Genomic DNA, 26956 nt, shown 5'->3' with positions numbered 1-26956 from the left:
GCTTCGGCTCACTCCCACTCGATCGTGCCGGGCGGCTTCGAGGTGATGTCGTAGGTCACCCGGTTGATGCCCTTCACCTCGTTGATGATCCGGGTCGCGACCCGGCCGAGGAAGGCCATGTCGAAGGGATAGAAATCCGCCGTCATGCCGTCGACGGACGTGACGGCGCGGAGCGCGCAGACATGGTCGTAGGTGCGCCCGTCGCCCATCACGCCCACCGTCTTCACCGGCAGGATCACCGCGAAGGCCTGCCAGATCGTGTCGTAGAGCCCGGCCTGGCGGATCTCGTCGAGATAGATCGCGTCGGCCTTGCGCAGGGCTTCCAGCTTCTCCCGGGTGATGACGCCGGGGCAGCGGATGGCGAGGCCGGGGCCGGGGAAGGGGTGACGGCCGACGAAGGCGTCCGGAAGGCCGAGCTCCTTGCCGAGGAGCCGCACCTCGTCCTTGAACAATTCCCGCAGGGGCTCCACGAGCTTCATGTTCATGCGCGCGGGCAGGCCGCCGACATTGTGGTGGCTCTTGATCGTCACCGAGGGGCCGCCGGAGAACGACACGCTCTCGATCACGTCCGGATAGAGCGTGCCCTGGGCGAGGAAGGCCGCGCCGCCGATCTTCTTGGCCTCGGCCTCGAACACGTCGATGAACAGCCGGCCGATGGTCTTGCGCTTCACCTCCGGGTCGTCGACGCCCTCGAGCGCGCCGATGAACAGGTCCTGCGCCTGAACATGGACCAGGGGGATGTTGTAGTGGTCGCGGAACAGGCGGACCACCTCCTCGCCCTCGCCGAGGCGCAGCAGGCCGTGATCGACGAAGACGCAGGTGAGCTGGTCGCCGATCGCCTCGTGGATCAGCACCGCCGCGACGGAGGAATCGACGCCGCCCGACAGGCCGCAGATCACCTTCTCGGAACCGACCTGCTCGCGGATCTTGGCGATGGCCTCCTCGCGATAGGCGCCCATGGTCCAGTCGCCGGAGCAGCCGGCAATGTCGCGCACGAAGTTGCGGATCAGCAGGGCGCCATGGGGGGTGTGGTGCACCTCCGGGTGGAACTGCACCGCGTAGTAGTGGCGCGCCTCGTCCGCCACCGCCGCGAAGGGGGCGTTGCGGGACATCGCGATGGTGCTGAAGCCCTCGGGCAGCTTGGTCACCCGGTCGCCGTGGCTCATCCAGACCGGGTATGTCTCGCCGACCTGCCAGACGCCCTTGAACAGGGGCGAGTCCGACAGGATCTCGACCTCGGCCCGGCCGAACTCGGCATGGTGGCCGCCCTCGACCTGGCCGCCGAGCTGGGCCGCCATGGTCTGCTGGCCGTAGCAGATGCCGAAGACCGGCACCCCCGCCTCGAAGATCTTCTGCGGCGCCCGCGGCGACAGGTCCGTCGTCACCGATTCGGGGCCGCCCGACAGGATCACGCCCTTGGGCCGGTGCTCGTCGAAGGCGGCCTCGGCCTTGGTGAAGGGCACGATCTCGCAATAGACGCCCTCTTCGCGCACCCGCCGCGCGATGAGCTGGGTCACCTGGGAGCCGAAATCGACGATCAGGATCTTGTCGTGGTGCGAGGTGTCGATGGTCATGCTGTCACGCGGGCCTTCCAAAGGCCCGGGTTAGACGAGGGGCCGGGGCGGCGCAACGCGTCTGCGCGCGCAGCCGGGCCGAGGCGAGGTCGGGGGCCGCACGCCCCGCGGATCGCCCGGCGCGGGCCTGCAACCCATTAACTCTTCATTCAACCTGTGGATGCGAGACCGCCCGTCCCTCGAAACGGACAGGAGTCATCCGACCATGAGAGCTGCCATCATCGGTGCCGTCGTCGCCCTCGCAGGCCTCGGCGCGGCCGCGCCGGCCTCCGCCCTTCCGTTCGCCGGCCCGTCCCTCCAGGACGGCCTCGTGAGCCAGGCCCGGATCGTCGAGCGCCGGGTCGTGCGCGGCCCGCGCTGCAAGACCGTGATCGTCAAGCGCCGCGGCCCCTTCGGCCGCACCGTCATCGAACGCCGGCGCCGCTGCTTCTGAGACCGGACGACGGACGGGGCGGCCCCGACGCCGCCCCGTCGCTTGAGACGCCTCAGGCCGCCAGCAATGCGAGGGCAATGACGGCAGCCGGGCTCGGTTCCGCACTGCACAATCCTGCAATGGTGCGCAGCATCGGGGACGATTCAGGCGGCCTCGGAGCTTTCCTCCGCCCGGTCGTAGCGCGTCCGCGCCTGCGCGATCTCGCCGTGCCGCGCCTCGGCCCAGTCGATCAGGGCGGCGAGGGGCCCCAGCAGCGAATGCCCCAGGGGCGCGAGCCGGTAGCTGACGCTCGGCGGCTTCGTCGGGAAGACGTGCCGGGTGACGAAGCCGTCCCGCTCCAGGTTGCGCAGGGTCTGGGTCAGCATGCGCTTCGAGATGTCCGGGATCAGCCGGTCGATCTCGTTGAAGCGGCGCGGGCCGGCGGCGAGCGCGATCACGATCAGCGTCGTCCACTTGTCCCCGAGATGGTCGAGCACGTCGCGGACCGGGCAGCGGGTCGCGTCGAAGCCGGCGCCCTGCCATTGCGCGAACTTGTCCGCGATGCGGTCGCTCTCGGACATGGCGCGGTTCCTCCGGGGTAACCTTGGGCGAAAAAGCTGCCTCCTTACGGGGGCAGAAGGTCTCATATAGATACCATGCTCCACTTTGAGACTGAAACGGAGCATCCGATGTCCGACGCGTCTTCCCCCCGCCTCTTCGTCACCGGCGCCAGCGGCCAGCTCGGCCGGCTCGTGATCGACGCGCTCCTGGCGCGCGTGCCCGCCGAGCGCATCGTGGCCGGCCTGCGCGATCCCGCCGGCGCGGCGGCAGCGAGCTTCCGCGACCGCGGCATCGCGGTGCGCGTGGCGGATTACGCCCGGCCGGACACCCTGGCGGCGGCCTTCGCCGGCATCGACCGACTGCTGCTGATCTCCTCCAGCGAGATCGGTCAGCGGGTGGCCCAACATCGCAACGTGGTCGAGGCGGCCAAGGCCGCGGGGGTCGGCTTCCTCGCCTATACGAGCGTGCTGCGCGCCGACACCTCGCCCCTCGGGCTCGCCGAGGAGCATCGCCGGAGCGAGGCCCTGGTGACGGGTTCGGGCCTGCCCCACGCGCTCCTGCGCAACGGCTGGTACACGGAGAACTACACGGCCTCGATTCCCCCCGCCCTGGCCCATGGCGTCTTTCTCGGCAGCGCCGGCGAGGGCCGCATCGCCTCCGCGGCACGGATCGACTACGCCGAGGCCGCCGCCGCGGTGCTGACGGCGCCGGAGCCGCAGACCCGCATCTACGAGCTTGCCGGCGACGCGGCCTATACCCTGGCCCAGTTCGCGGAGACGGTGGCGGCCCTCTCGGGCAAGCCGGTCGCCTATCGCGACCTGCCGGAGGCGGAGTTCAAGGCGGCCCTGCTCGGCGCCGGCCTGCCGGACTTCGTGGCGAGCCTGCTCGCCGACTCTGACGCCGCGGCGGCCAAAGGCGCCCTCGATGACGACGGCCACGCCCTCAGCACCCTGATCGGCCGCCCGACCACGCCCTTCGCGGACACCATCGCCGCCGCCCTGAAGGGGTGACCGGCGCGTCAGGCTCGCAGCAATCCCCGGCCCCGCATCCAGGCCAGGAACAGGCCGGGCCAGGCGGCCACCGGGCTGCCCGGCACGCCGAGGCCGAAGCCGTGGCCGCCGCGCTCGAACACATGCAGCTCCGCCGGCACCTTGGCGTTGCGGAGCGCGGCGAACATCAGGAGCGGATGGTCGGTCACCGCGATCGGATCGTCGGAAGCCTGGACGAGGAAGACCGGCGGCGTCTTCTCCGTCACCTGAAGGTCGACGGAATAGGCCCGCCGCTGCGCCTCGGTCGGGTCCTCGCCGATCAGCATGCGCCGGCTGGAGATGGTGCGGTCGAAGGGCGTGCGCAGGGTGATCACGGGATAGATCAGGCCGGCCAGGGCCACATGGGCGGATTGGGTGTCGTCCTCGTCGACCGGCTCGTAGAGATCCGCCGCGGCGCCGACCGCGGCCTCGCCCATCAGGTGGCCGCCGGCGGAGAAGCCGAGCAGGCCGATCCGCTCCGGGTCGAGGCCGTAATCGGCCGCGCTCCCGCGCACCAGCCGGATCGCCCGCTGGGCGTCCTGGCGGGGGGCATCCGGCCCCGCGTTCCAGCCCTCACCCGGCAGCCGGTAGACCAGGATGAAGGCGGTGATGCCGGCCTTGTTGAGCCACGCCCCGACCGGCAGGCCCTCATGGCCGATATCGATGCGGCGATAGCCGCCCCCCGCCGTCACGACGACGGAGGCGCCGTTGGGCCGCTCCGGGCGCATCACCAGCAGGCAGGGCCGGCTCACGGCGGTGATGATGCCCTTCAGGGTCTCGTCGAAGCGGTATTCGGTGACGGGCGGGCCGCCGCCTCCGGGCGGCGGGCCCGGCCAGAGATCGATGACCTCGAGATCGGAGCCGGGGGCCGCCTGCGGCAGCGGCTGCACCCGTTCCGGCTCGGCCCGCGCGGGAATCGTCTGCGCCATGGTGGTGCCGCCAGCCTCCCGCCCCGACAGGCTGGCCGCCGCGGCGGCCAGGAGCGCCCTGCGATCGAGTTTCATCCGCGCCCTTCCCCGCCACGCACCCCGGGCCGCCTGCAAAGCGGCCTCCGTCAGAACGAAGCAGGGCCGTGGTCGATCCCTGAGCGGGGCTCGGTGCGATGCCGCGACGCCCTCAAGCCTGCCGGGTGATCTCGGCGAAATAGAATCCGTCCGTGCCGGTGCGGGCCGGGCTCATCTGCAGGCCGTGCTCCGTGAGGCGCAGGGCCGGGGCGAGGCCGGGACGGCGCTGCGCCAGCGCCTCCGGCGGCTCGGCGGCGAAGCGGCCGCCGCTGCGGGCGAGGAGGCCGGCGACGGCCCCGTCATTCTCCTCCGGCAGGAGCGAGCAGGTGACATAGGCGATGCGCCCGCCCGGCCGCACGAGCTGCGCGGCCCGGTCGAGCACCGCGGCCTGCTCGGCGAGGCGGGTGGCGAGGCTGCCCGGGCGCAGGCGCCATTTCGCGTCCGGATTGCGCCGCCAGGTGCCCGTGCCGGTGCAGGGGGCATCGACCAGCACCCGGTCGACCTGCCCGTCGAGATCCGTCAGCACGTCGGCCCGGGCGCGGCCGCCGCGGGGCGTGCGGATCTCGGCCTGGGCGCCGGCCCGGCGCAGGCGCTCATGGATCGGCGCGAGGCGGCGGGGATCGGAATCGGTGGCGATCAGGCGCGCGCCGTTGCCGGTGGCCGCGGCGAGCGCCAGGGTCTTGCCGCCGCCGCCCGCGCAGAGATCGACGAAGGTCTCCCCCGGCTTCGCATCGGCGAGCAGGCTCGCGAGCTGCGAGCCCTCGTCCTGGATCTCGTAGAGCCCGTCGAGGAATTCCGGCTCGACATGCAGGGCCGGGCCGCGCCCGTCCTCGCCGAGCGGCACCCGCAGGCCCCAGGGGGAATGCGGGGTCGGCTCCGCCTCCAGATGCGCGACCTGCACGCGGGCCGCCTCGCGGTCGATCTTCAGGGCGTTGATGCGGATGTCGAGGGGCGCCCGGCGGGCGAGCGCGCGCAATTCCGGCAGCAGGTCCGCGCCGAACAGCCGCTCCAGGGCGGGCAGCACGAAGGCCGGCGCGTCGCCCGCGACCTCCGGCGGCGCATCGTCGAGGGTGCCCTCGTTCAGGCGCCGGGTCTCGGCCTCGCTCAGGGGCGCGGGGGCGAAGCGGGCGCCGTCGAACAGGCCGGCGATGGTGGGGGCGGCGAGGCCCCGCTGCAGGCGCAGCATGCCGATGAGCACGGCCCGCGGCGTCTCCTCGCCCATGATCCAGGCGGCGGAGGCCTTCCGGCGCAGGCCGTCATAGACCAGGCTCGCGATGGCCGCGCGGTCGCCCGAGCCGGCGAAGCGGTGGGAGAGGCCCCAATCCTTGAGGGCGTCGGCGGCGGGCCGGCGCCGCTCGCCGATCTCGGCGAGGACCTCGATGGCGGCGGAGAGGCGGGCGGAGGGAGTCAGGGCAAGCTCCGAGGGGGCTCTGAGAGTCGGCGAGGGGCCGCTTTGGCGGCGTTGCCGCCCCAAGGCAAGCCCCGCTCACGCGTCGGAGGCCGGCGGCACCTCCTCCGGATCCCGGCCCCGATACAGGGCCTCGAAGTCCCGGCCGCCATAGAACACGTTGGCGATGCAAACGCGGTTGGTCGCGATCCGATCGGCGATCACGGCCGAAGGTTCGAAGGGGACAGGCGCAAACCAGGCTCGAGGTCGTCCCGGAGACGGCCGCCCCGCGGAGCATCGCCGCTGCGATCGCAGCGGGCCGGAAGGCGGTCGAGGAAACGCCTGGCGACGTTCGGGTCGCGGCTGGCTTCGTAGACCCAGCGATAGATATTCAGGAGATCGGCACTCGCCTCTTCGAGGAGCACGACCTCAAGAGGCGTCACGGTGCGCCTTCACGGTCTCGGCATGCAGCCCGTCGATGCGCGCCTCGACCTCCTTCAGGCTCAAGGGAGGCCGCGGATCGTCCAGGGAGCGGCGGATGCGGGCGCGCAGGGCGGCGAGGCGCTCGCCATCCTCCCGGCGCCGGTGCTGCCACAGGGGCAGGGCGTCGCTCACGGCCTCGCTGGTCGAGGCGTATTCGCTCGCCTCGACGCTCTCGCGCACGGCCTGGAGCATCTCCGGCGCCAGGGTGACGTTGATCGTGTCGGCCGGCCGCATGATCCCGCCTCGCCTTGCCCGGGGCCGATCGTGCCACGGAATCCGGGACCGCGCATCGCGCGCCGGGGCCCGCCTGCCGCCTAACGGTAGTCGTTCGGCGTCAGGCCGTAGCGCGCGATCTTGTCGTAGAGGGTCTTGCGGGGAACCGCGAGGGCTTCGGCGGCGAGTTTCACGTCGCCGCCGGCCATGATCAGCTCCTCGCGGATCAGGCCGCGCTCGAAGCGCTCGACCTGCTCGGGCAGGCTCGGCGCCGGCCCGGCCTCCGGAACCGCCGCCTGCGGCACCAGGCCCAGGGCGCAGCGCTCGGCGAAATGGTCGAGCTCGCGCACGTTGCCCGGCCAGGCATGGCGCAGGAGGTGGTTGCGGATCGCCCCCGACATTGGCGGCGGCTCGCGCCCGAAGCGGGCGGCGGCGCGGCCGAGGAAGTGCTGGAACAGGAGCAGCACGTCCTCCCGCCGCGCCCGCAGGGGCGGGATCGCGATCGTGACCACGTTGAGCCGGTGGTAGAGGTCGTCGCGGAAGCTGCCGGCGGCGGCCTCCTGACCGAGATCGACCTTGGTGGCGGAGACCACCCGCATGTCGACGGGCCGGCGCTCGTTGGTGCCGAGCGGCTCCACCACCCGCTCCTGCAGCACGCGCAGGAGCTTCACCTGCAGGCCGAGGGGCATGCTCTCGATCTCGTCGAGGAAGAGCGTGCCCCCCTGCGCGTGCTCGATGCGCCCGACCCGGCGCTTCAGGGCGCCGGTGAAGGCGCCGGCCTCGTGGCCGAACAGCTCGCTCTCGACCACGCTGTCGGGCAGCGCCCCGCAATTCATGGCGACGAAGTTCTTCTGCGCGCGCCGGCTCCAGCGGTGCAGGGCGCTCGCCACCACCTCCTTGCCGGATCCGGTCTCGCCCAGCACCAGCACGTCGACATCCGCCGAGGCGATGTCGCGCACGAGGCGGCGCAGGCCCACGATCTCCGGGGAGACGCCGAGGAAGGCCGGGTCTTCCTCCACCGCCGCGTCGAGGCGGGCATTGAGGCGCCGGTTCTCCAGGACGAGGCGGCGATGCTCCAGGGCGCGGCGCACGGAGCCCATCAGCGCCTCGGCCGGGTAGGGCTTGGCCAGGAAGTCGTAGGCGCCTTCCCGCATGGCCGCGACCGCCATGGTGATGTCGCCGTGGCCGGTGATGAGGATCACCGGCAGGTCCGGGTCGAGGGCGCGCAGGCGCTCGAACAGGGCGCGCCCGTCCATCCCCGGCAGGCGCACGTCGCTGACGACGACGCCCGGCGGCTGCGCCTGGATGCCGGCCAGCGCCGCCTCCGCCGTCTCGAAGGTCTCCACGGAGAAGCCGTCGAGCTCCAGGCTCTGGCGGTTTGCGCGGCGCATGTCCTCCTCGTCGTCGACGAAGACGATGCGCTCGGCGGGGTCGAAGCTCATCGGGTCGGCTCCAGGCTGGCCTCGCCGCGGGCGGCCTGCGGAGCCGGGGCGCGGGAGAGTTCCATGCGGAAGACGGTGCCCTCCGGGCTCGAGCGCACGGAGAGGGTGCCGCCGCTTTCCTCCACGATCCCGCGGGCGATGGCGAGCCCGAGGCCCAGACCTTCCGCCTTGGTGGTGAAGAACGGGTCGAAGACCTGGGCCAGGGTGTCCGGCGGGATGCCGGGGCCGTTGTCGGCCACCGCCACGGCGACGCGCTCGGCCCCTTCCTCCACCGTCAGCGCCACCTGCGGCGCCGGCCGCCCGGCGACCGCGTCCAGCGCGTTCTGGAGCAGGTTGACCAGAACCTGCTCCAGCCGCGGCCCGTCGCCGAGCACGGCGAGGTCGGGGGCGGGCGCCGCCACGGAGAGGGCGATGCCCGCCTGCGCCGCCCGGGCGCCGACCACCTCCAGGCTGCCGCGCAGGGTCTCGGCGAGGCGCACCGGCTCGCGCCGGCCCGAGGCGCGCCGGGCGAAGCCCTTCAATTGCCGGGTCAGCGCGCCGATCCGCTCCGTGAGCCGGCCGATCGCCGAGACGTTCTCGGCGGCGTCCTCTACCCGGCCCCGGCGCACCAGGATCGCGGTGTTGTCGGCATAGGTGCGGATCGCGGCGAGCGGCTGGTTGATCTCGTGGGCCATACTGGCGGCGAACTGGCCCAGCGCCGCGAGCCGCCCGGCCTGGGCGAGCTCGCGGCCCAGGCGCTCCCGCTCGGCCTCGGCCCGGCGGCGCTCCTCGATCTCGCCGCGCAATTGCCGGTTGGCCTCGCTCAGGGCCTGGGTGCGCTCGGCGACGCGGGCCTCCAGTTCCTCGCGCCCGGCCGCGGCCGCGGCGAGGCGCGCCCGCATCCGCCGCCGCCGGCCGATCAGCGTGGCGAGGCCGAGCCAGGACAGGCCGGTGGCGAGCAGGGCGATGACGCGGCCCTGCGCCCGCTCGCGCTCCACCGCGGCGGCGATGGGGGTGAGGGTGTGGAGCCGCCAGTCGGTGCCGGGGATCGGCGCGTCGAGCATCAGGGCGGGGCGGGCCGGCTCCGCGCCCTTGCCGACGCGCACCCGGTCGGGGCCGTCCCGGGTCGGGAAGACGGGCAGGGGCGCCAGCGGCGCCTCGCCGAATTCCAGCGCCTCACGGATGCGCCGCCGCTCCGCCTCGTCGATGCCGCGCAGGGCCATGAAGCGCCAGGCGGGATCGCTCGCCACCAGCACGATGCCGCGGGGATCGGCCGCGAAGACCGTCTCGCCCCCCTTCCGCCAGGCGGCCTCGACGGCGTCGAACTCGATCTTGACCACCACCACGCCCACGGCCTCGGGCAGGCGCCGGGCGAGATAGAAGCCCGGTCGTCCGCTCACGGTGCCGAGGGCGAACTGGGAGCCCGCGCCCCCCGCCATGGCCTGCTTGTAATAGGGCCGGAAGGCGTAGGTGCGCCCGACGAAGCTGCGCTCGGTCGCGGCGTTGCTCGCGGCCACCGTCATGCCGTCGGCCCGGGTCACGTAGATCACCGCCGCGCCCGTCGCCTCGGCGATCTGGGCGAGCCGCCCGTTGACCTGGGCGACGAGGGCCGGATCCGAGGCGTCCCGCGCCACCCGGGCGATCTCCGGATCGGCGGCGAGCGCCAGGGGCAGGGCGCTCTGCGTCTGCATCTCCGCCCGCAGGGCGGCGACCTGGAGGCTCAGGGCGGAGCGCGCGCCGCGGCGCAGATCGGCCAGGGCCCGATGCTCCGCCACCCGCCCCCCGGCCCAGGCCGCGAGCGCCATCGCGGCGAGGCCGAGGAGCAGGGCGAGTCCCCGACGGTGCCGGGCGAGCCCGTGGCGCGCGGCCTCCCTCATGCCGGCGCCCGCGTTCCGGATTCTCGGAACGATTCCGGCCGTCCCGTGCGGATCCCCGCAAAGGCCGCTCCGGAAGCCGGGCGGGGATGAGGAAAAATAGTACGCATTTCAGTCGGTTAGCAAAAACTTAACGGCCCTCCGGCGCTGGCATGCCGGTTGCCATTCGGTCGGCGAAGCACAGTCATGCCGCAACCGCAGAGCTGTGCGCCGACAGGCCAAAAGCAAGAGCGGACAGCGGCGCGGCCCCGAAAAGGGCCCGCCGACCGAGCCGCGGACCGATCCACCGCCTGACAGGGAGAGAGACCCCATGGCTGCCGTCCCCTCGCCGCTGACCGCGCCGCACGCCCCGCCCGCGCCGAAGCCCCTCTACCGCACGCTCTATTTCCAAGTGCTCGTCGCCGTCGCGATCGGCGTCCTGCTCGGCCATTTCTACCCGCAGCTCGGCGCCGAGATGAAGCCGCTCGGCGACGCCTTCATCAAGCTCGTGAAGATGATCATCGCCCCGGTGATCTTCCTCACCGTGGTCTCCGGCATCGCCGGCATGACCAATCTCGAGAAGGTCGGCCGCGTCGGCGGCAAGGCGCTCCTGTACTTCCTCACCTTCTCGACGCTCGCCCTCATCGTCGGCCTGATCGTGGCCAACGTGCTCCAGCCCGGCCACGGCCTGCACATCGATCCGAAGTCGCTCGATCCCAAGGCGGTCGCGACCTATGCCGGCAAGGCCAAGGAGCAGAGCATCGTCGACTTCCTGATGAACATCATCCCGACCACCGCGGTCGGCGCCTTCGCGGGCGGGGAGATCCTTCAGGTCCTGTTCTTCTCGGTGCTGTTCGGCTTCGGCCTCGCCTTCATGGGCGACCGCGGCAAGCCGGTGCTGGACATCATCAAGGTGCTGTCGGAGGCGATCTTCGGCGTCGTCGCCATCATCATGAAGGTCGCTCCCATCGGTGCCTTCGGCGCGATGGCCTTCACCATCGGTAAGTACGGGATCTCGTCGCTCGCCAACCTCGCCTACCTGGTCGGCGCCTTCTACCTGACCTCGGCGATCTTCGTGCTCGGCGTGCTCGGCCTGGTCGCCCGCTACAACGGCTTCTCGATCCTCAAGCTCATCCGCTACATCAAGGAGGAGCTGCTGCTGGTGCTCGGCACCTCGTCGTCGGAATCGGCGCTGCCCTCCCTCATCGACAAGATGGAGCGCGCGGGCTGCTCGCGCCCCGTCGTCGGCCTCGTGGTGCCGACCGGCTACTCGTTCAACCTCGACGGCACCAACATCTACATGACGATGGCGGCGCTCTTCATCGCCCAGGCCACCGACACGCCCCTGTCCCTGGGCGAGCAGGCCCTGCTGCTCCTCGTCGCCATGCTCTCCTCGAAGGGCGCGGCCGGCGTCACCGGCTCAGGCTTCATCACGCTCGCCGCGACGCTCGCGGTGGTGCCCTCGGTGCCGGTCGTCGGCATGGCGCTGATCCTCGGCATCGACCGCTTCATGTCGGAATGCCGGGCGCTCACCAACTTCATCGGCAACGCGGTGGCCTGCATCGTGGTCGCCCGCTGGGAGGGCGAGGTCGACGAGGCCAAGCTCCACGCGGCGCTCGGCGGCAAGCCGGCGGAGATCGCCGCCCCGGTCCCGGCCCTGCAACCGGCGGAGTGATCCCCGGCGATCCGACTCCCGGCGGGGTTTCGTCTCCTCCGCCCCGCCGGTGAGGGAAAACCGCGGCAGCCGGAACCGGCCGCCGCGGTTTTCTTGTTCCCGGGCCGCGCGGCGCCGGTATCCTCCCCGCCGCGCGAATCCGATCGAGGGGAAGCCGGATGCTCAAGGGCCGCTGCCATTGCGGGTCGATCACCTACGAAATGTCCTCGGAGGTGGTGCATAATGCCCTGTGCCACTGCTCGGATTGCCGGCGCCATGCCGGCGCGCCGATGGTCGGCTGGGCCATGGTGCCGGCCGGGCAGGTCACGATCTCCGGCGAGCCCATGGTCTACGCCTCCTCCGAACACGGGCGGCGCCATTTCTGCGGCCACTGCGGCACCGGCCTGTTCTACGTGAACGAGCAGACCCTGCCGGGCATGATCGACGTGCAGACGGCCACCCTCGACACCCCGGAGGCCCTCCCGCCGGCCGCCCAGATCCAGGTGGCGGAGCGCATCGCCTGGATGGAGGAGGCCCACCGCCTGCCGACCTTCGACCGGTTTCCCGGCTGAGCCGTTTCAGAGCGCCGAGAGCCGCCGGTCCACCTTCGCCAGGAAGCGGGCGCGGGCCGTCGGCGTCGCCTTGTCCATGCCGGTGAGGCTCAGCCAGTCGAGCCGGCAGCCCGGGGCACAGAGGCTGCGGATGCCGAAGCGGAACAGCCGCCAGTCCGGCCAGCCGACGAGCCAGAGCAGCCAGCGCGGCGAGCCGTAGGTCGTCACCACCACGATCCGGCGGATGTTGGTGAGCCGCGGTTGCAGCACCCGGGCGCCCCCGAGGGAGAAGGCGATGCCGGGCAGCCAGACCCGGTCGATCCAGCCCTTCAGCATGGCCGGCAGGCCGAACCACCAGGTCGGGTAGACGAGGACCAGCACCTCGGCCCGGCGCAGGGCGGCGATATGGAGAGCGAGGTCGGGGCGCTCCCGATCCTCGTCGAAATAGGTGCCGCGCTCCGGCGCGCTCAGCCGCGGATCGAAGTTGTCCGCGTAGAGGTCGATCGTCTCGACGGCGTGGCCCGCCCGGGCGAGGGCGGCGGTCGCGGCCGCGCGCAGGGCGGCGCAGTAGCTGTCGGATCGCGGGTGGCAATAGACGAGGAGGACGCGCATGGGGCCGTCCTACGGGGAAGCCGGGCGTTCCGCCCGGATCTTTTCGAGGAGCCCCGGCTCGGCATAGCCGTCCGGGGTGAGGCCGGCCTTCTCCTGATAGGCGCGGATCGCCGCCCGGGTCTTCGGGCCGACCTTGCCGTCGGCGGCGCCGACCGCGTAGCCGAGGACGGCCAGCGTCGTCTGGAGTTCGCGCCGCTCCGGCGTCGTCAGCATCCGGTCCCCCCGCGGCCAGGGCGCCGCGAAGGCCGGCGCGCCGGCGAGTCGGTCCGCGAGATGGGCCACGGTGAGGGCGTAGGCCAGCGCCGTGTTGTAGCGCAGGATGACCTTGAAGTTCGGCTGCAGCAGGAAGGCCGGCCCCCTGGCCCCGGCGGGCAGCAGCAGCACCGCCCTCGCGCCCTCGGGGAAGGGGAGGGGACCGGCCGGCTTCACGCCGAGGGCGGCCCATTCCGAAAAGACGCGCTCCGTCGTCTCGTCGGCGAGGCGGTGGTCGAAGCCCTCCGGCAGCGACACCTCCCGACCCCAGCCTTCGTGGGCCCGCCAGCCCGCCGCCTTGAGGAAGTCGGCGGTGGAGGCCAGGGCGTCGGGCACCGCGTGCCAGATGTCGCGCCGGCCGTCGCCGTCGAAATCCACGGCGTGGCGGAGATAGGCGGTCGGCATGAACTGGGTGTGGCCCATGGCCCCGGCCCAGGAGCCGAACAGCCCCTCCGCCGGCGCCTCGCCCCGGTCGAGGATGGTGAGCGCCGCGATCAGCTCGTCGCGCCAGGTGGCGGCGCGGGCGGGCTCGCCGCAGGCCAGGGTGGCGAGGGCCGGCACCACCGGGCGCAGACCCTTCGGATCTGCGATCGCCCGGCCGAAATTCGATTCCACGCCCCAGAAGGCCACGAGGACGTGGCGGTCGACGCCGTAGGCGGCCTCGATCCGCGCCAGCGCCTCGGCCCATTCGGCGAGCTTGGCCTGGCCGGTGGCGATGCGTTCCGGCGTGACGCTGGCGTCGAGATAGTCCCAGAGCGGGCGGACGAACTCCGCCTGCGCCCCCGTGGCCGGCAGCACCACGGGATCGGGCGCCAAGGCGCCGAACTGCGCGGAGACGGTCGCCTCGGAGATTCCCCGCGCCTGGGCCAGGGCTGCGAGCGCGCCGAAACAGGCCGGGAAGGAGGCCGCGGGGAGCGCGGGATCGGACGGGGCGGATTCGGCGGCGGCGCAACCCGGAGCGAGCCCGAGCAGCAGGGCCGCCCCCGCGATGCCCCGTCGAAACCCGCGCCCCATCCACCACCCCGCCTTGCTCGCCCCCGAGCCTAGCACCGGCCCCTTGCCCGTGTCAGGCCGGCTTGCCGACGAAGCGGTCGCGCCCGGCGGGCAGGCCGCAGGCCAGGGCGGCGAGGGCGAGGCCGACATAGAGCGCGCAGGGCCAGCCCCAGCCGCCGCTCGCCTGGTGGGCGAGGCCGAAGCTCAAGGGCCCGAGGGAGGCGAGGGCGTAGCCGATGCCCTGGGCCATGGCCGAGAGCGCCCCGGCCCCGGCGGCGTCGCGGGCGCGCAGGACGATCAGGGTCAGGCCGAGGCCGAAGCAGCCGCCGACCCCGAAGCCGGAGACGATGCCGGCCGGGACGAGCAGGGACGACGGCCCGAAGGCGAGCACGAGGAAGGGCAGCATCGTGGCGAGGATGATGCCGAGCACCCAGGCCCGCTGGTCGCGCCCGCGCCCGGCCAGGGAGGCCACGATCAGGGCGCCGGGGGCCTGGCCGAGGGTGGTGACGGAGGCGAGGTAGCCCGCCTCCAGGGCCGAGAGGCCGCGCCCTTCGAGGAGCGCAGGCAGCCAGCCGAACTGCACATAGGCCAGGGCGGATTGCAGGCCCATGAAGCCGGTGACCTGCCAGGCGAGGGGATCGCGCAGCAGCGCCAGGGGCCGGCGCGCCGGGAGCGGCGGCTCCGGCCGCAGGCGGGTCAGGGGCGCCCAGGCCAGCAGGGCCGCCAGGGCGGGCAGGCTCCAGACGGCGAGCGAGGGCGCCCAGCCGCCGAGAATCCCGCTCAGGGGCACGCTGAACCCCGCCCCGAAGGCGGCGCCCAGGCAGAGCGTCATGGTGAACAGGCCCATCATCCGCCCGGTGGCGTGGGAGAAGTCGCGCTTGACGATGGCCGGCACCAGCACCCCGGCGAGCCCGATGCCGAGGCCCGCGAGGATCACGCCGAGGAACAGGGCGGGCAGGGTGCCGAGGGCGCGCAGAGCCAGCCCCGCGGCGATGGCGAGAAGCCCCGCCAGCACCCCGGCCTCCGTGCCGAGCCGGCGGATCGCCAGGGGACCGAGGGCTCCGGCGAGGCCGAGGCAGAGCACCGGCAGGGTGGTGAGCAGGGCGGCCCCGCCCGCGCTCAGGCCCGTCTGCCCGATGATGCTCGTCAGCAGCGGCCCGACGCTCGACAGGGCCGGGCGCAGGTTGAAGGCGACGAGCATCACCCCGGCGCCGACGACGAGGCGGCGGCCTTTGGAAGCAGCGGGTCGGGTCATGGGCGGCGGCGGCCGGCGAGCGCTCCGCCGAGGCAGGCGGCCAGCATCAGGGCGAAGGGAAGGTCGCCCGCCCGGGCATAGAGGGTGGCGCCGGGCAGGGGGGCGGGCAGGTCGGAATCGAGGGCGTCCTCGGCGCCGAGGGGCAGGCGGGCGACGATGCGGCCATGGGCATCGACCACGGCGGAGATGCCGCTATTGGCGTCGCGCACCAGGGGCAGGCCCTCCTCCACGGCCCGCAGCCGCGCCTGGGCGAAATGCTGGCGGGGGCCGGGGGTGTCGCCGAACCAGGCGTCGTTGGTGAGGTTGAGGATCAGCCCCGGCGGCCTCTGCACGCCGCCCGGGGGGGCGGGCGGCCGGATCGCGCCGGGGAAGATCGCCTCGTAGCAGATCGCGGCGGCGACCGGCGGCAGGCCCGGCACGTCGAGGATGCGCTGGCCCTCCCGGGCGCCGGGGGTGAAGCCGCCCGGCACGGAGACGAACTGGCGCAGCCCCACCGCGCGCAGGAGCGCGTCGAACGGCCCCGGCAGGTACTCGCCGAAGGGCACGAGATGCACCTTGTCGTAGGAATCGCCGAAGGTGCCGCCATGGGCGATCGTCAGGATCGCGTTGAAGAACACCGCGTGCTCGCGGGTCAGGGGCTCCTGCGCCCGGGCCGCGCCGGTGATGAGCTGGGTGCCGCGGGGGATCACGGCACCGATGCGCCCGAGCGTCTCGGGATCGCGCTGGATCAGGAAGGGGAAGGCCGATTCCGGCCAGATCACATGGGTCGCCCGGGACAGGCCGCCGCGCCCTTCCGCATCGGCCCGGTCGGAGAGCTCCAGATACTTGTCGACGATGCCCTCGCGGTTCTCGGGCCGGAACTTGGCGTCCTGCGGGATGCTCGGCTGGATCAGCCGCAGCCGCACCCCGGGCACGGTCGGGTCGGGCGCGGCGGGCACGCGCCAGGCGCCGTAGAGGGTCAGCGCCGCGAGCGCCCCCAGCGCCGCGGCGGAGGGGCCGAAGCGGGCGAGCCGGCCCGGGCCGGTGGCGAGCGTGGCCGGCGCGGCGGCGATCAGCACGGCGAGCACCGTGAGCCCGTAGAGGCCGACGAGGGAGGCCGCCTGCATCGGCCAGAGATGGCTCCCCAGGGCCATGCCGAGGGTGTTCCAGGGAAAGCCGGTGAAGAGGTGGCCGCGCAGCCACTCGGCGCCGGCGAGCCCGAAGGCCAGGGCGGCGAGGCGCGCCGCGCCGCGCGACCAGAGCAGGCGGGCGGCGGCGAAGCCGAGGGCCGTGAACAGGCCGAGCACCGCCGGCAGGCCGAGCACGCCGAGCGGCATCGCCCAGGCGAATTCCTCCGCCTCCACCAGGAAGGCGGCGCCGAGCCACCACAGCCCGGCGGTGAAGAAACCGAAGCCCCAGGCCCAGCCGATCAGCGCCGCCAGCCGGAGAGGGCGCCGCCCGTCGAGTCCGTCGAGCAGCCAGATCGCGGGGGCCAGGGCGAGGACGAGGGCCGGGAGGAACCCGAAGGGCGGCATCGCCAGGGCGCCGGAGGCCCCGCCCACAAAGGCGAGGGCGAGCCGCCGCCAGCCCCGCAGCGCCCCGACCCAACGGGCGGGCGCGGCGAGGAGACGGCCGAGCGTCGGCGCATCCGGGCGCGGGGCGGCGCCGGATGCGCCGACAGTCACGGGCGTCATGCCAGCGGTCAGCGTCCCGATTCGGCAGCCTGCTGCGGCGCGGGGGCCGGCGCCGCGGGCGCCGGCAGCGCCAGGGGCACCACGTTGTCGATCTTCAGCGGGCCCTTCTGCAGGCGCACGCGCTTCACCCGGCGCGGATCGGCGTCGAGCACCTCGAATTCGAGATCGCCCGGCCCGGCGATCAGCTCGCCCCGGGAGGGGACGCGGCCGGCCAGCGTCACGATCAGACCGCCGATCGTGTCGATCTCCTCGGCCATCTCGCCCGCGGCGGCGACGAGGTCGACACCGGTCGCCTCGGAGACCTCGGCGAGGTCGGCGCGGGCATCGGCCACATAGGCCTCCTCGTCGCCCTCGAGGCGGTTGACGAGGCGGCCCTCGGCCACGTCGTGCTCGTCCTCGATGTCGCCGACCACGACCTCGATCAGGTCCTCGATGGAGATCAGGCCGTCGGTGCCGCCATACTCGTCGATGACGAGGGCCATGTGGGTGCGGGTCGCCTGCATGCGCACGAGCAGGTCGATCGCCGGCATGGAGGGCGGCACGAACAGCACCGGGCGCTGGATGCGGGTGGAGGCCAGGGTGACCGAGAGGTCGACCTTGCCGAGATCGAGGCTGCGGGGCACGCGGCTGCTCGCCCGGCGGGGGCGGGGGGCCGGCTTCTCCTCCGCGAGGGCGCCCTCGGCCGGGACGGCCTTCGCCGCCGGCACGCGGCGGGGCGCGGCCTCCGCCTTGGCGGCCATGTACTCGACGAGGTCGCGGATATGGACCATGCCCCGGGGGTCGTCGAGCGTCTCGCCATAGACCGGCAGGCGCGAATGGCCGGCGCTGCGGAACAGCTTCAGGAGGTCGCCCAGGCTGGTATCGACGGCCACCGCGGTGATGTCCGCGCGGGGGATCATGACATCGTCGACCCGCACCTTGTGCAGGCCGAGGACGTTCTTGAGCATCGCCCGCTCCAGCGGCGAGAACGACTCGGCCCCGCCATCCGGCTCGGCCAGCGCATCCTCGATATCCGTGCGCAGCGTGTCGCGCGGGCGCAGATGGAAGACGTTCAGAAGGCGGTCATACCACGCCTCGCGTGGCTGGCCCTCGCCTTCCGCAACCGGCGCGGCCAGGGCCGCGCCACGACTTCGGTCGTTGGTCATATCTCTCGTTCAACAGTGAGGCGGGATTGCCCGTGTCGAAGCGCGCGGCCCGAATCACTCCTCGTAGGGGTTCGGGATGCCGAGGGTGGAGAGCGCCGCGATTTCGAGCGCCTCCATGGCGTCGGCCTCGGCCTCACCGGTCTCATGGTCCTGTCCGAGAAGGTGAAGGGTGCCATGAACGAGGAGATGGGCGAGGTGGTGTTCGAGCGGCTTCGACTGCTCCGTACTCTCGCGCAGCATCGTGTCATAAGCAAGAACGACGTCGCCGAGGGGGCGGGCCATGCCCGGCTGCAGGGGCTGCTCCGCGGCGGGGAAGGAGAGCACGTTGGTCGGCTTGTCCTTGCCGCGCCAGGTGCGGTTGAGCCCCTGCACGATGGCGTCGTCGGCCAGCAGCACGCTGACCTCGACCGGGCCGCCCCCGGCCTCCGGCAGACTCGCGAGCCCGGCCTCCACGGCCCGGATCACGAAGGCTTCGAGGTCGGGCACGGCCTCGTCCCAGCGCGCGTCCTCGACGGCGATGTCGATCTCGTGGTCGGTCATCGTCGTCAGGCGAGGGGTCGGCGGCGGGGATTCGGGTTGCGGTCGGCCTCCGCCTCGCCATGGGCGGCGGCCTCGTAGGCCGAGACGATGCGGCGCACGAGGTCGTGGCGCACCACGTCCACGTCGCGGAAGCGCACGCGGCCGATGCCCTCGACGCCGTCGAGCACGCCCACCGCCTCGACGAGGCCGGATTTCTGGCCCGGCGGCAGGTCGATCTGGCTCGGATCGCCGGTGACGATCATCCGCGAGTTCTCGCCGAGCCGGGTGAGGAACATCTTCATCTGCATGGAGGTCGTGTTCTGCGCCTCGTCGAGCAGGATCACGGCGTTGGTGAGGGTGCGCCCGCGCATGAAGGCCAGGGGCGCGATCTCGATCGTGCCGGTCTCGAGCCCGCGATCGACGTGGCGGGCCTCCATGAAATCGTAGAGGGCGTCGTAGATCGGGCGCAGATAGGGATCGACCTTCTCGCGCATGTCGCCGGGCAGGAAGCCCAGGCGCTCGCCCGCCTCCACCGCCGGGCGGGACAGGATCAGCCGCTCGGCATGGCCCTGCTCCAGCAGGGAGACCGCATGGCCGACCGCCAGCCAGGTCTTGCCGGTGCCGGCCGGGCCTTCCGCGAAGACGAGCTCGTTGGCGCGCAGGGCCTTGATGTAGTCGCTCTGGGCCGCGTTGCGGGCGCGCACGGCGCCCCGCTTGCGGGTGGCGATCTGCTCGAAGAGCGGCCGGTCGGGCTCGGCGGCGATCTCGGCGGAGGGGAACAGGTTGCCCTGGACGGTGACCTCCTGGATCACCCCGTCCACGTCGCCGAGGGTCAGCACGGTGCCGGAGCGCTTCACCCGGGCATAGAGCCGCTCGAAGACCCGGCGCGCCTTCTCGGCGGCGTCGGGCTGGCCCTTCACCACGAGGTGGTTGCCCAGCGCCGTCGCGGTCACGTCGAGGCGGCGCTCGATATGGGCGACGTTCTGGTCGTACTGGCCGAAGACGAGACTCGCCAGCCGGTTGTCGTCGAAGGTCAGGGAGACCTCGACCGTCTCGGCGAGCCCGCTGGGCCGCGCGGACGCGGGCCGGGTTCTCTGCTGCACGGCGCGGCCGGGAAGGTCAGCGGGCGGCAAACGGGCGTTCCTGCAAGGTCATCGGCCTCATATGGGGTCAGGCGGCCCGCGCCGCATCGGCGACGCGCTCGCCGAACAGCGAATTCGAGCCTGACTGGACGATGCGCACCGGCACCAGCGTGCCGATGGCGGCGAGCGGCGCGTCGAACTGCACCGCCTGGAGATGGGGCGTCTTGCCGGCGACCTGGCCGGGATGGCGCCCGGCCTTCTCGACCAGCACCTCCACGACCTTGCCCACGGTCGCCGCGTTGAAGGCGTGGCGCTGGGCGTCGAGGAGGCCCTGCAGGCGGGCGAGGCGCTCGCTCTTGACCGCCTCGGGCACCGCGTCCTCCCGCTCGGCGGCGGGGGTGCCGGGGCGCGGGCTGTACTTGAAGGAGAAGGCGGAGGCGAAGCCGATATCGGCGACGAGCCGCATCGTCTCCTCGAACTCGGCCTCGGTCTCCCCGGGGAAACCGACGATGAAGTCCGAGGACAGGGCGATGTCCGGCCGGGCCGCCCGGATGCGGGCGATCAGGGCGCGGTAATGGTCGCCGGTATGCTTGCGGTTCATCGCCTTCAGCACCCGGTCCGAGCCCGACTGCACGGGCAGGTGCAGATAGGGCATCAGCAGCGGGTCGCTTCCATGGGCGGCGATCAGGTCCTCGGCCATGTCGTTGGGATGGCTCGTGGTGTAGCGCAGGCGCAGGAGATCGGGGATCCGCCCGAGCTCCGCCATCAGGCCGGCGAGGCTCGCCGGCGCCCCGTCCGCGCCCGCGCCGTGATAGGCGTTCACGTTCTGCCCGATCAGCGTGATCTCGCGCACGCCGGCGGCGACCATCGCCTCGGCCTCGGCCCGGATCGCGGCCACGGAGCGGGAGACCTCGGCGCCGCGGGTATAGGGCACCACGCAGAAGGCGCAGAACTTGTCGCAGCCCTCCTGCACCGTGAGGAAGCCGGTGACGCCGCGGTTGCGGCGGGCGGGCAGGTGGTCGAACTTGTCCTCGACGGGGAAATCCGTGTCGACGACCCGCTTCTCGCGGGAGGCGGCGAGCAGGGCCGGCAGGCGGTGGTAGCTCTGCGGGCCGACCACCACGTCGACGCCCTGCGCCCGCGACAGGATCTCGGCGCCCTCGGCCTGGGCGACGCAGCCCGCCACGACGATGCGGGTGTCCCGCCCGGCCTCGGCCCGCTCACCCTTGAGCACGCGCAGGCGGCCGAGCTCCGAATAGACCTTCTCGGCGGCCTTCTCGCGGATGTGGCAGGTGTTGAGGACGACCACGTCGGCCTCCTCCACCTGGTCCGTGGCGGCGTAGCCCTCGGCGCCGAGCACGTCCGCCATGCGGGCGGCGTCGTAGGCGTTCATCTGGCAGCCGTAGGATTTGACGAAGGCCTTCTTCAACGGATCGGTACCCTGCCGCCGGCGCCCCGCCATCGCCGGCCTGTCTCAAGTGGCTTGCAGGCCCGCGGGAGATCTGACAGGCGCCCATAGCACGCTTTGGCGCGCCCGTCGCCGCGGGGCGCATCCTCACCCCAGGAAGGCCGATGGACCTTTCGACCGATCCGGATTTCTTCGCGCTGCTCACCGGCAGCCATCGCCGCCTCGTGGGCGTCCCCCTCGCGCCGGAGGGGGCGGACGCGGCCTGGCTCTATGCGGACGCGCCCTTCGCGGTGCTCGCCCATGACGGGGGCGCCGATCCCCGCTTCGTCTACGCCAACCGGGCGGCGCAGGCGGCCTTCGGCTATGCGCGGGAGGAGATCGTCGGGCTGCCCTCGCGCCTTTCGGCGGAGGCGCCGGACCGGGCCGAGCGCCAGCGCCTGCTCGACGCGGTCGCCCGCGACGGCTTCGTCACCGGCTATGCCGGGATCCGGGTGCGCAAGGACGGCCGCCGCTTCGCCCTGAAGGGGGGCACGGTCTGGCAGCTGATCGACGAGGAGGGCCGCATCCAGGGCCAGGCCGCGACCTTCCCGCTGCCGGCCGCGGTCTGATCACACCGCGGCGATGCCCGGCGCCGAGACGTCGGCATCCTCGTACGGGGCGCGGCCGGGCGTCACGAGGGGCGGCAGGGGCCGGCCGGCGAGCGCTTCCTTCAGGGCGCGCCGCACGGAGGCCTCGGCCAGGGCGGTGGCGACCTTGCGGTCGGTGCCCGCCTCGAAGGCGATCGGCTCGCCCCAGATCACCTGCACGTCGATCGGCCCGCGGGTGGCGAACAGGCCGAGATGGGGCGCGAGCTCCATGTCGCCGTACCAAGCGATCTCCGGCCGCTCCAGGCGCGTGAGGGGGATGCCGTTGCGCCGGGTATAGGCGAGCGCCAGGGGCTGCAGGCGGATCCGCTCCAGGCCGCCCTCTTCCGCGGCCAGCGCCGCCCGGGCCGCGCCGACCAGGGAGGAGCGGAAGGGCAGGAGGCGCAGCCCGTCCCCGGTGGTGCCCTCCGCGAACAGCACGATCAGGTCGCCGTCGGCGAGGCGCTGCCCCACGGTGGCGTTGACGCTCGCGGTGGCGGCACGCTTGGCCCGCTCGATGAAGACCGTGCGCTGGAGCCGGGCGCAGGTGCCGATCAGCGGCCAGCCGGCGATCTCGGATTTCGCCACGAAGGAGAGCGGGCGCAGGGCGCCGAGCACCACGATGTCGAGCCAGGAGACGTGGTTCGACAGCACCAGGGCCGGCTCGCCCGCCCCCGGGGGCAGGCCGCTCTGCTCCACGCGCACGGCGAAGAGCCGCAGGAACAGCCGGTGGAAACGCACCGGGATATGCGCCGCCAGGCGCCCGCGCCCGAAGCGCAGGCTCAGCAGGTGCGGGCCGACGACCAGGGCGAAGAACAGGGCACAGAGCGCGAGCCGCGCGGCGAGGCCGAGGCGGGACATGACGCGTCAGCCGTCCAGGGTCACGACAGGGACGCGCTCATGGTCAGCGCCGTGGCCCGGCTGCCGTCGGGCCGGGCGTAGTAGCCGGTGCGCTCGCCGACCTTGGCGAAGCCGTGGCGGGCATAGAGCCTCAGGGCGGGGGCGTTGCCCTCGTCCACCTCGAGATGCACCGTGCGGATCCCGGCGAAGGTCAGGGCGGTCAGGTGCTCGCGCAGCAGCCGGCGGCTGTGCCCCCCGCCGCGCAGGGCCGGGCTGAGCACGATCGTCAGGATCTCGGCCTCGTCCGCCGCCTTGCGGGAGAGGGCGAAGCCCAGCAGGGTCCCGGCCCGCCACAGGCCATGGGCCTCGGTGGAGCGCTCGCACAGCATCCGCTCGAATTCGTGCGGGTCCCAGGGCCGGGCGAAGGCGGTGGCGTGGATCCGGGCCATGGCGCCGGCCTGGGCGGAGTCGCGCAGCGGCGCCACGTAGGGGGTCGAGCCCCAGGAATCCCAGAGGGCGGTCCAGTATTCGAGGGCCCAGAACGGGGAGAGCGGGCGGGTCATTGCCGGGCGAGCCTCGCATGGTCCTGGGGCTGCGCGTCCGGCCCGCGCAGGTAGAGGGGCCGGGGCAGGGCGTGGGCGGGGTCGGCGACGAGCCCGAGGGAGGCAACCCAGGCGATCGGCGGCGGCCCGGTCTCGCCGAGGGTGGCCGCGCCGCCCGCCGCCTCGATCGCCGCGGCGAGGGCCGGGGCGCCGGAGCCGACCACGGTGACCGGCCGCCCTTCGAGCAGGCGCACCGCCTCCTCGACCCGGACGTGGCGCGGCGAGACCGTGACGCCGCCGGCGATGCTCATCGCCTGGAGGTAGATCGCCCCGTGCCGGGCATCGATGGCGGCGGCCACCAGGCCGTCGCCGTTGAGGGCGAGCTGGGGGGCGAGCAGCGCCGAGAGGGTGGTCACGCCGACCACCGGGAGCCCGGTGGCGAGCCCGATCGCCCGGGCGGCGGAGAGGCCGACGCGCAGGCCGGTATAGCTGCCGGGCCCCACGGTCACGGCGACGCGGGCGAGGCCGTCGAAGCCCCCCTCGATCCGCGCCATCACCCGCTCGACCATCGGCAGCAGCGCCTCCGCATGGCCGCGGGCGAGGGTCATCGTCTCCTCGGCGTCGAGGTCGTCGCTGTCGTCGCGGGCGACGCAGACGGAGCAGGCGTCGAGCGCCGTATCGATGGCGAGGATGCGCAAGGTCGCTCCGGTTCGCGGTGGGGCGCCGGGAAAGGTGCCCGATCCGCGCCTTTCTAAGCCGAAAAAGGCCGTCCCGTCAGCGCGGCGCGGCCGTTCCCGTCCGCAATTGCCGGGGAAGTGTTGCGGAGCTGCGTCCTTCCCCGGCCGAGGTCAGAAGGCGTTCCGGTAGGCCCGGGGCGAGATCACCGTCTGGAGGATGATCTTGAGGTCGAGCCAGATCGACCAGTTGTCGATGTAGTGCAGGTCGGCCTGGACGCGCTTCTCCATGTCGGCGTCGGTCAGGGTCTCGCCGCGGAAGCCGTTCACCTGGGCCCAGCCGGTGATGCCGGGCTTCACGTTGTGGCGCCGGGCGTAGAGGGCGATGCGCCGCTCGAAGCTGCGGTCGTGGGCGAGGGCGTGGGGGCGCGGCCCGACCAGGGACATGTCGCCGATGAGCACGTTCAGGAGCTGGGGCAGCTCGTCGAGATTCGTCCGGCGCAGCATGGCGCCGATGCGGGTGATGCGGTCGTCGTTGCGGGTCGCCTGCCGGAATCCCGCCTCCGCATGCACCTTCATGCTGCGGAACTTGAAGACGCCGAAGGCCTGCTGGTTGAAGCCGTAGCGGCGCTGCCGGAAGAAGACCGGGCCGGGGCTGTCGATCCTGATCAGCACGGCGATGGCGATGAGCATCGGGGCGAGCAGGACGAGGGCGGTCGTCGCCAGGACGAGGTCGAAGGCCCGCTTCAGCAGGATCTCGCCGAGATTGAGCGGGCGCCGGCCGATATTGATGCCGGAGAGCCGGCCGACGCGGGCGACCTGGAGGTCGGGGAAGCGGTCGAGCATGGTGCCCGGGCGCAGGTGCAGGGCGGCGGGCACCCGCAGGAAGGCGTCGATGCAGCGCTCCACATCCGCCGTCTCGGTCCAGGGCACCAGCACGAAGACGTCGTCCGGCCGCAGGAAGCGCACCACCGAGACGGCGAGGTCGAGATCCTCCGAGAGGAGCGCCTCGCGGCTCGGCCGGTCGCTGCCCGGCTCGGGACGGCGCAGGTAGCTCGTGCCGATCACCCGCAGGCCGAGCTCGGAGACCGCGTTGTTCTCGTAGAAATCGGTGATGTCCTCCTCGTAGCCGACGAGATGGACCCGGCTCGCCGAGGCGGAGGCCGGGGTGACGCCGTAGCGCACGAGGGCGACCATGCCGGCGCGCACGACCAGCAGGCTCAGCAGGCCGGCCCCGAAGAAGGTTGCGGTCGCGAGGCGGGAGAAGTCGCTCGTGGTCTTGGTCGCGAAACCGATCACCAGCGCCCCGGCCCAGGCCAGCAGCCACAGGGTGGCGAGGCGGCGCAGGTGGGGCGCCCGCGAGAGGTAGTTCTCGATGCTGTATTCCTCGCGCACGAGGTTGGTGACGAGCACGATCCCGGCGAGCAGCCCGGACAGGCGCAGGGCGAGGCTCGTCGAGAGCGGCGGCATCTCCCCGGCATAGGCGAAGAAGTAGAAGAACTCGATGAGAAGGCCCGAGGCGACGATCGCGGCGGCGTCGGCCCCGGCCAGGGCGGAGGCGATGCCGAGCCGGACCAGGGTGCGGCCGCGGCTCGGCAGCAGCGCCGCCCAGACCGAGCGTCGGCGCGGCGCCTGAGGATCGACGTTCCGGTAGGCTTCCGGGACAGGGTCCTGAAACATCGTGATCACGCCATACCGCCATGGGTCAAGCTTGGTCCCGATTTGGCACAGACGCACCTGTCCCATCGAGATCCGCCCGCCTCAGCGCAAACCGTGGACCCGTGTCTCGGTCACGGCGATTTCGGTTCCGGCAGGGGGCCATGACGCGGACGGCATGGCTGTTCCTGTGGACGGGCCGTCCCTTGCGGGGTCTTCGGGGGAATGCCACAGCCGGAGCCCGGCCCGCGGCGGCACGGGATCGAGACGGGACATCGGACACGCCATGGATCGCAGCGCGGACAACCCCGCCCTCGAGGCCGACGTCCTCGACCAGGCTCCCGTGACGGCGCCACCCCCCGTCAAGGCCGGCGCGGCGCCGGCCTATGCGGTGCTGTTCGGGTTGAGCCTGTCGCATCTGCTCAACGACCTGCTCCAGTCGCTGCTGCCGGCGATCTACCCGGTGCTCAAGACCGCCTTCCGGCTCGATTTCGGACAGATCGGCCTGATCACCTTCTGCTTCCAGGTGACGGCCTCGGTGCTCCAGCCCCTGATCGGGCTCGCCACCGACCGCAAGCCGATGCCCTATTCCCTGGCGATCGGCATGGCGGTGTCGCTCGCCGGCCTCGCCCTGCTCTCGATCGCCCCCTCCTACGGCGCCCTGCTCGGCGCGGCCTGCCTGATCGGGCTCGGCTCGGCGGTGTTCCATCCGGAGGCGACCCGGGTGGCCCGCCTCGCCTCCGGCGGCCGCTACGGGCTCGCCCAGTCGGTGTTCCAGGTCGGGGGGAATGCCGGCACCGCCCTAGGGCCGCTGCTCGCGGCCTTCGTGGTGGTGCCGCACGGCCAGGGCAGCGTCGCCTGGTTCTGCTTCGCGGCGCTCGCGGGCATCCTCGTGCTCGCGGGGGTCGGGCGCTGGTATGCGGGGAGCCTGCGCCCCGGCCGGCGGACGCCCGGGCGCGCCGCCGCCGCCATGGGCCCGCGCCCGAGCCGGGCCCGCATCGGCGCGACCATCGCCATCCTGCTGGCGCTGATCTTCTCGAAGTACTTCTACATGGCGAGCTTCTCGTCGTACTTCACCTTCTACCTGATCCACCGCTTCGGCGTGCCGGTCGCGCTCTCGCAGGTCTACCTGTTCGTGTTCCTGGGGGCGGTCGCCGCCGGCACGCTTCTGGGCGGCCCGGTCGGCGACCGCTTCGGCCGCAAGGTGGTGATCTGGGGCTCGATCGTCGGCGTGCTGCCCTTCACCCTGGCCTTGCCCTACGCCAACCTGTTCTGGACCGTGGCGCTCACCGTGCCGATCGGGCTGATCCTGGCCTCGGCGATGCCGGCGATCCTGGTCTACGCCCAGGAGCTGCTGCCGGGCCGGATCGGCCTCGTGGGCGGGCTGTTCTTCGGCTTCGCCTTCGGCATGGGCGGCCTCGGCGCGGCGGTGCTGGGGGAGCTTGCCGACCACACCAGCATCGAGACCGTCTACGCCCTCTGCGCCTGGCTGCCCGCCCTGGGGCTGCTCGCCGCCTTCCTGCCGCGCCTGCGCTGAGCGG

General features: G+C 72.9%; 27 protein-coding genes. 6 read left to right on the top strand and 21 right to left on the bottom strand.

Annotation, left to right across the window (positions count from 1 at the left end; all coding sequences use genetic code 11):
- Nucleotides 1-8: 8 nt before the first annotated feature.
- Nucleotides 9-1574: a glutamine-hydrolyzing GMP synthase gene (gene guaA, locus MMB17_RS06135; protein WP_241101448.1), complete on the bottom strand. Its 1566-nt coding sequence runs from the start codon at nt 1572-1574 to the stop codon at nt 9-11.
- A gap of 205 nt (nt 1575-1779) precedes the next feature.
- Between guaA and MMB17_RS06130 the strand changes: the two genes are divergently transcribed.
- Nucleotides 1780-2007, top strand: coding sequence for a hypothetical protein (locus MMB17_RS06130; RefSeq protein WP_241101447.1), 228 nt, complete (start codon nt 1780-1782; stop codon nt 2005-2007).
- 143 nt (nt 2008-2150) lie between these two features.
- On the opposite strand, the gene MMB17_RS06125 is transcribed toward MMB17_RS06130, so the two are convergent.
- Nucleotides 2151-2567, bottom strand: coding sequence for a winged helix-turn-helix transcriptional regulator (locus tag MMB17_RS06125; RefSeq protein ID WP_241101446.1), 417 nt, complete (start codon nt 2565-2567; stop codon nt 2151-2153).
- Between the two features lie 108 nt (nt 2568-2675).
- Between MMB17_RS06125 and MMB17_RS06120 the strand changes: the two genes are divergently transcribed.
- On the top strand, nt 2676-3557 hold the full coding sequence (locus tag MMB17_RS06120) for an SDR family oxidoreductase (RefSeq protein WP_241101445.1): 882 nt from the start codon (nt 2676-2678) through the stop codon (nt 3555-3557).
- Nucleotides 3558-3565: 8 nt separating this feature from the next.
- Here MMB17_RS06120 and MMB17_RS06115 read toward each other — a convergent pair whose 3' ends face one another.
- From MMB17_RS06115 to MMB17_RS06090, 7 genes are all read right to left on the bottom strand, one after another.
- Nucleotides 3566-4579, bottom strand: coding sequence for an alpha/beta hydrolase (locus MMB17_RS06115; protein WP_241101444.1), 1014 nt, complete (start codon nt 4577-4579; stop codon nt 3566-3568).
- A gap of 112 nt (nt 4580-4691) precedes the next feature.
- Nucleotides 4692-5990: an RsmB/NOP family class I SAM-dependent RNA methyltransferase gene (locus MMB17_RS06110; protein ID WP_241102132.1), complete on the bottom strand. Its 1299-nt coding sequence runs from the start codon at nt 5988-5990 to the stop codon at nt 4692-4694.
- A gap of 75 nt (nt 5991-6065) precedes the next feature.
- Nucleotides 6066-6191 (bottom strand): hypothetical protein, encoded by a 126-nt coding sequence (locus MMB17_RS25330; protein WP_338041770.1) that lies wholly within the window; start codon nt 6189-6191, stop codon nt 6066-6068.
- Nucleotides 6188-6391, bottom strand: a complete 204-nt coding sequence (locus MMB17_RS25325; RefSeq protein ID WP_338041789.1) for a type II toxin-antitoxin system RelE/ParE family toxin — start codon at nt 6389-6391, stop codon at nt 6188-6190. Before MMB17_RS25325 ends, MMB17_RS25330 begins: the two co-directional genes overlap by 4 nt.
- A 4-nt stretch (nt 6392-6395) precedes the next feature.
- Complete coding sequence (locus MMB17_RS06100) at nt 6396-6683, bottom strand: ribbon-helix-helix domain-containing protein (RefSeq protein WP_241101443.1); 288 nt, start codon at nt 6681-6683, stop codon at nt 6396-6398.
- 80 nt (nt 6684-6763) lie between these two features.
- The gene (locus MMB17_RS06095) at nt 6764-8104 is read right to left on the bottom strand and encodes a sigma-54-dependent transcriptional regulator (RefSeq protein WP_241101442.1); all 1341 of its coding nucleotides are present in this window, start codon (nt 8102-8104) and stop codon (nt 6764-6766) included.
- The gene (locus MMB17_RS06090; protein WP_241101441.1) at nt 8101-9960 is read right to left on the bottom strand and encodes a sensor histidine kinase; all 1860 of its coding nucleotides are present in this window, start codon (nt 9958-9960) and stop codon (nt 8101-8103) included. Before MMB17_RS06090 ends, MMB17_RS06095 begins: the two co-directional genes overlap by 4 nt.
- 307 nt (nt 9961-10267) lie before the next feature.
- Here MMB17_RS06090 and MMB17_RS06085 point away from each other — a divergent pair, with 307 nt between their 5' ends.
- Together MMB17_RS06085 and MMB17_RS06080 are read left to right on the top strand one after the other, a co-directional pair.
- Complete coding sequence (locus tag MMB17_RS06085; protein ID WP_238309538.1) at nt 10268-11611, top strand: dicarboxylate/amino acid:cation symporter; 1344 nt, start codon at nt 10268-10270, stop codon at nt 11609-11611.
- Between the two features lie 158 nt (nt 11612-11769).
- Nucleotides 11770-12162 (top strand): GFA family protein, encoded by a 393-nt coding sequence (locus MMB17_RS06080; RefSeq protein ID WP_241101440.1) that lies wholly within the window; start codon nt 11770-11772, stop codon nt 12160-12162.
- A gap of 6 nt (nt 12163-12168) precedes the next feature.
- Here the strand turns inward: MMB17_RS06080 and MMB17_RS06075 are convergent, their stop codons facing one another.
- The 8 genes from MMB17_RS06075 to miaB are packed head-to-tail and all read right to left on the bottom strand — an operon-like array spanning nt 12169 to nt 21101.
- On the bottom strand, nt 12169-12753 hold the full coding sequence (locus MMB17_RS06075; protein ID WP_241101439.1) for an NAD(P)H-dependent oxidoreductase: 585 nt from the start codon (nt 12751-12753) through the stop codon (nt 12169-12171).
- A gap of 9 nt (nt 12754-12762) precedes the next feature.
- Entirely contained in the window at nt 12763-14019 is a 1257-nt protein-coding gene (locus MMB17_RS06070; RefSeq protein ID WP_241101438.1) for a lytic murein transglycosylase, read from the bottom strand.
- A gap of 52 nt (nt 14020-14071) precedes the next feature.
- The gene (locus MMB17_RS06065) at nt 14072-15253 is read right to left on the bottom strand and encodes an MFS transporter (RefSeq protein ID WP_241101437.1); all 1182 of its coding nucleotides are present in this window, start codon (nt 15251-15253) and stop codon (nt 14072-14074) included.
- Nucleotides 15250-16926: an apolipoprotein N-acyltransferase gene (gene lnt, locus MMB17_RS06060; RefSeq protein ID WP_241101436.1), complete on the bottom strand. Its 1677-nt coding sequence runs from the start codon at nt 16924-16926 to the stop codon at nt 15250-15252. Before lnt ends, MMB17_RS06065 begins: the two co-directional genes overlap by 4 nt.
- 8 nt (nt 16927-16934) lie before the next feature.
- Entirely contained in the window at nt 16935-18071 is a 1137-nt protein-coding gene (locus tag MMB17_RS06055; protein WP_241101435.1) for a hemolysin family protein, read from the bottom strand.
- Between the two features lie 54 nt (nt 18072-18125).
- Nucleotides 18126-18611, bottom strand: coding sequence for an rRNA maturation RNase YbeY (ybeY, locus tag MMB17_RS06050; RefSeq protein WP_241101434.1), 486 nt, complete (start codon nt 18609-18611; stop codon nt 18126-18128).
- A 5-nt stretch (nt 18612-18616) separates the two neighbouring features.
- Nucleotides 18617-19723, bottom strand: coding sequence for a PhoH family protein (locus MMB17_RS06045; protein ID WP_420847339.1), 1107 nt, complete (start codon nt 19721-19723; stop codon nt 18617-18619).
- A 37-nt stretch (nt 19724-19760) separates the two neighbouring features.
- Complete coding sequence (gene miaB / locus MMB17_RS06040) at nt 19761-21101, bottom strand: tRNA (N6-isopentenyl adenosine(37)-C2)-methylthiotransferase MiaB (RefSeq protein ID WP_238309546.1); 1341 nt, start codon at nt 21099-21101, stop codon at nt 19761-19763.
- Nucleotides 21102-21244: 143 nt separating this feature from the next.
- Here miaB and MMB17_RS06035 point away from each other — a divergent pair, with 143 nt between their 5' ends.
- Nucleotides 21245-21688 (top strand): MEKHLA domain-containing protein, encoded by a 444-nt coding sequence (locus MMB17_RS06035; protein ID WP_241101433.1) that lies wholly within the window; start codon nt 21245-21247, stop codon nt 21686-21688.
- On the opposite strand, the gene MMB17_RS06030 is transcribed toward MMB17_RS06035, so the two are convergent.
- The 4 genes from MMB17_RS06030 to MMB17_RS06015 all read right to left on the bottom strand — a co-directional run bounded on the left by MMB17_RS06030 (nt 21689) and on the right by MMB17_RS06015 (nt 25439).
- Complete coding sequence (locus tag MMB17_RS06030) at nt 21689-22564, bottom strand: lysophospholipid acyltransferase family protein (RefSeq protein ID WP_241101432.1); 876 nt, start codon at nt 22562-22564, stop codon at nt 21689-21691.
- 20 nt (nt 22565-22584) lie between these two features.
- Nucleotides 22585-23106: a GNAT family N-acetyltransferase gene (locus MMB17_RS06025; RefSeq protein ID WP_238309549.1), complete on the bottom strand. Its 522-nt coding sequence runs from the start codon at nt 23104-23106 to the stop codon at nt 22585-22587.
- Nucleotides 23103-23783 carry a tRNA (adenosine(37)-N6)-threonylcarbamoyltransferase complex dimerization subunit type 1 TsaB gene (tsaB, locus tag MMB17_RS06020; RefSeq protein WP_238309550.1) on the bottom strand — a complete coding sequence of 227 codons (681 nt, stop codon included), beginning with the start codon at nt 23781-23783 and terminating at the stop codon, nt 23103-23105. The genes MMB17_RS06025 and tsaB overlap by 4 nt, the downstream gene beginning before the upstream one ends.
- Nucleotides 23784-23933: 150 nt before the next feature.
- Entirely contained in the window at nt 23934-25439 is a 1506-nt protein-coding gene (locus tag MMB17_RS06015) for an exopolysaccharide biosynthesis polyprenyl glycosylphosphotransferase (protein WP_241101431.1), read from the bottom strand.
- A 262-nt stretch (nt 25440-25701) separates the two neighbouring features.
- On the opposite strand from MMB17_RS06015, the gene MMB17_RS06010 reads away from it, so the two are divergent.
- Complete coding sequence (locus MMB17_RS06010; protein WP_241101430.1) at nt 25702-26952, top strand: MFS transporter; 1251 nt, start codon at nt 25702-25704, stop codon at nt 26950-26952.
- The last annotated feature ends 4 nt before the right edge of the window (nt 26953-26956 follow it).

The sequence above is a fragment of the Methylobacterium organophilum genome (genome assembly GCF_022533465.1).
Taxonomy (GTDB): Bacteria; Pseudomonadota; Alphaproteobacteria; order Rhizobiales; family Beijerinckiaceae; genus Methylobacterium; species Methylobacterium organophilum.
The sequence above is the reverse complement of the archived record's forward strand: the minus strand, read 5'-3'. Positions and strand labels throughout refer to the sequence as shown.

Bases quoted from the DNA above. Each gene is read 5' to 3' on its own strand.
- guaA (WP_241101448.1), bottom strand. From the start codon at position 1,574: ATGACCATCGACACCTCGCACCACGACAAGATCCTGATCGTCGATTTC.
- MMB17_RS06130 (WP_241101447.1), top strand. From the start codon at position 1,780: ATGAGAGCTGCCATCATCGGTGCCGTCGTCGCCCTCGCAGGCCTCGGC.
- MMB17_RS06125 (WP_241101446.1), bottom strand. From the start codon at position 2,567: ATGTCCGAGAGCGACCGCATCGCGGACAAGTTCGCGCAATGGCAGGGC.
- MMB17_RS06120 (WP_241101445.1), top strand. From the start codon at position 2,676: ATGTCCGACGCGTCTTCCCCCCGCCTCTTCGTCACCGGCGCCAGCGGC.
- MMB17_RS06115 (WP_241101444.1), bottom strand. From the start codon at position 4,579: ATGAAACTCGATCGCAGGGCGCTCCTGGCCGCCGCGGCGGCCAGCCTG.
- MMB17_RS06100 (WP_241101443.1), bottom strand. From the start codon at position 6,683: ATGCGGCCGGCCGACACGATCAACGTCACCCTGGCGCCGGAGATGCTC.
- MMB17_RS06095 (WP_241101442.1), bottom strand. From the start codon at position 8,104: ATGAGCTTCGACCCCGCCGAGCGCATCGTCTTCGTCGACGACGAGGAG.
- MMB17_RS06090 (WP_241101441.1), bottom strand. From the start codon at position 9,960: ATGAGGGAGGCCGCGCGCCACGGGCTCGCCCGGCACCGTCGGGGACTC.
- MMB17_RS06085 (WP_238309538.1), top strand. From the start codon at position 10,268: ATGGCTGCCGTCCCCTCGCCGCTGACCGCGCCGCACGCCCCGCCCGCG.
- MMB17_RS06080 (WP_241101440.1), top strand. From the start codon at position 11,770: ATGCTCAAGGGCCGCTGCCATTGCGGGTCGATCACCTACGAAATGTCC.
- MMB17_RS06075 (WP_241101439.1), bottom strand. From the start codon at position 12,753: ATGCGCGTCCTCCTCGTCTATTGCCACCCGCGATCCGACAGCTACTGC.
- MMB17_RS06070 (WP_241101438.1), bottom strand. From the start codon at position 14,019: ATGGGGCGCGGGTTTCGACGGGGCATCGCGGGGGCGGCCCTGCTGCTC.
- MMB17_RS06065 (WP_241101437.1), bottom strand. From the start codon at position 15,253: ATGACCCGACCCGCTGCTTCCAAAGGCCGCCGCCTCGTCGTCGGCGCC.
- lnt (WP_241101436.1), bottom strand. From the start codon at position 16,926: ATGACGCCCGTGACTGTCGGCGCATCCGGCGCCGCCCCGCGCCCGGAT.
- MMB17_RS06055 (WP_241101435.1), bottom strand. From the start codon at position 18,071: ATGACCAACGACCGAAGTCGTGGCGCGGCCCTGGCCGCGCCGGTTGCG.
- ybeY (WP_241101434.1), bottom strand. From the start codon at position 18,611: ATGACCGACCACGAGATCGACATCGCCGTCGAGGACGCGCGCTGGGAC.
- MMB17_RS06035 (WP_241101433.1), top strand. From the start codon at position 21,245: ATGGACCTTTCGACCGATCCGGATTTCTTCGCGCTGCTCACCGGCAGC.
- MMB17_RS06030 (WP_241101432.1), bottom strand. From the start codon at position 22,564: ATGTCCCGCCTCGGCCTCGCCGCGCGGCTCGCGCTCTGTGCCCTGTTC.
- MMB17_RS06025 (WP_238309549.1), bottom strand. From the start codon at position 23,106: ATGACCCGCCCGCTCTCCCCGTTCTGGGCCCTCGAATACTGGACCGCC.
- MMB17_RS06015 (WP_241101431.1), bottom strand. From the start codon at position 25,439: ATGTTTCAGGACCCTGTCCCGGAAGCCTACCGGAACGTCGATCCTCAG.
- MMB17_RS06010 (WP_241101430.1), top strand. From the start codon at position 25,702: ATGGATCGCAGCGCGGACAACCCCGCCCTCGAGGCCGACGTCCTCGAC.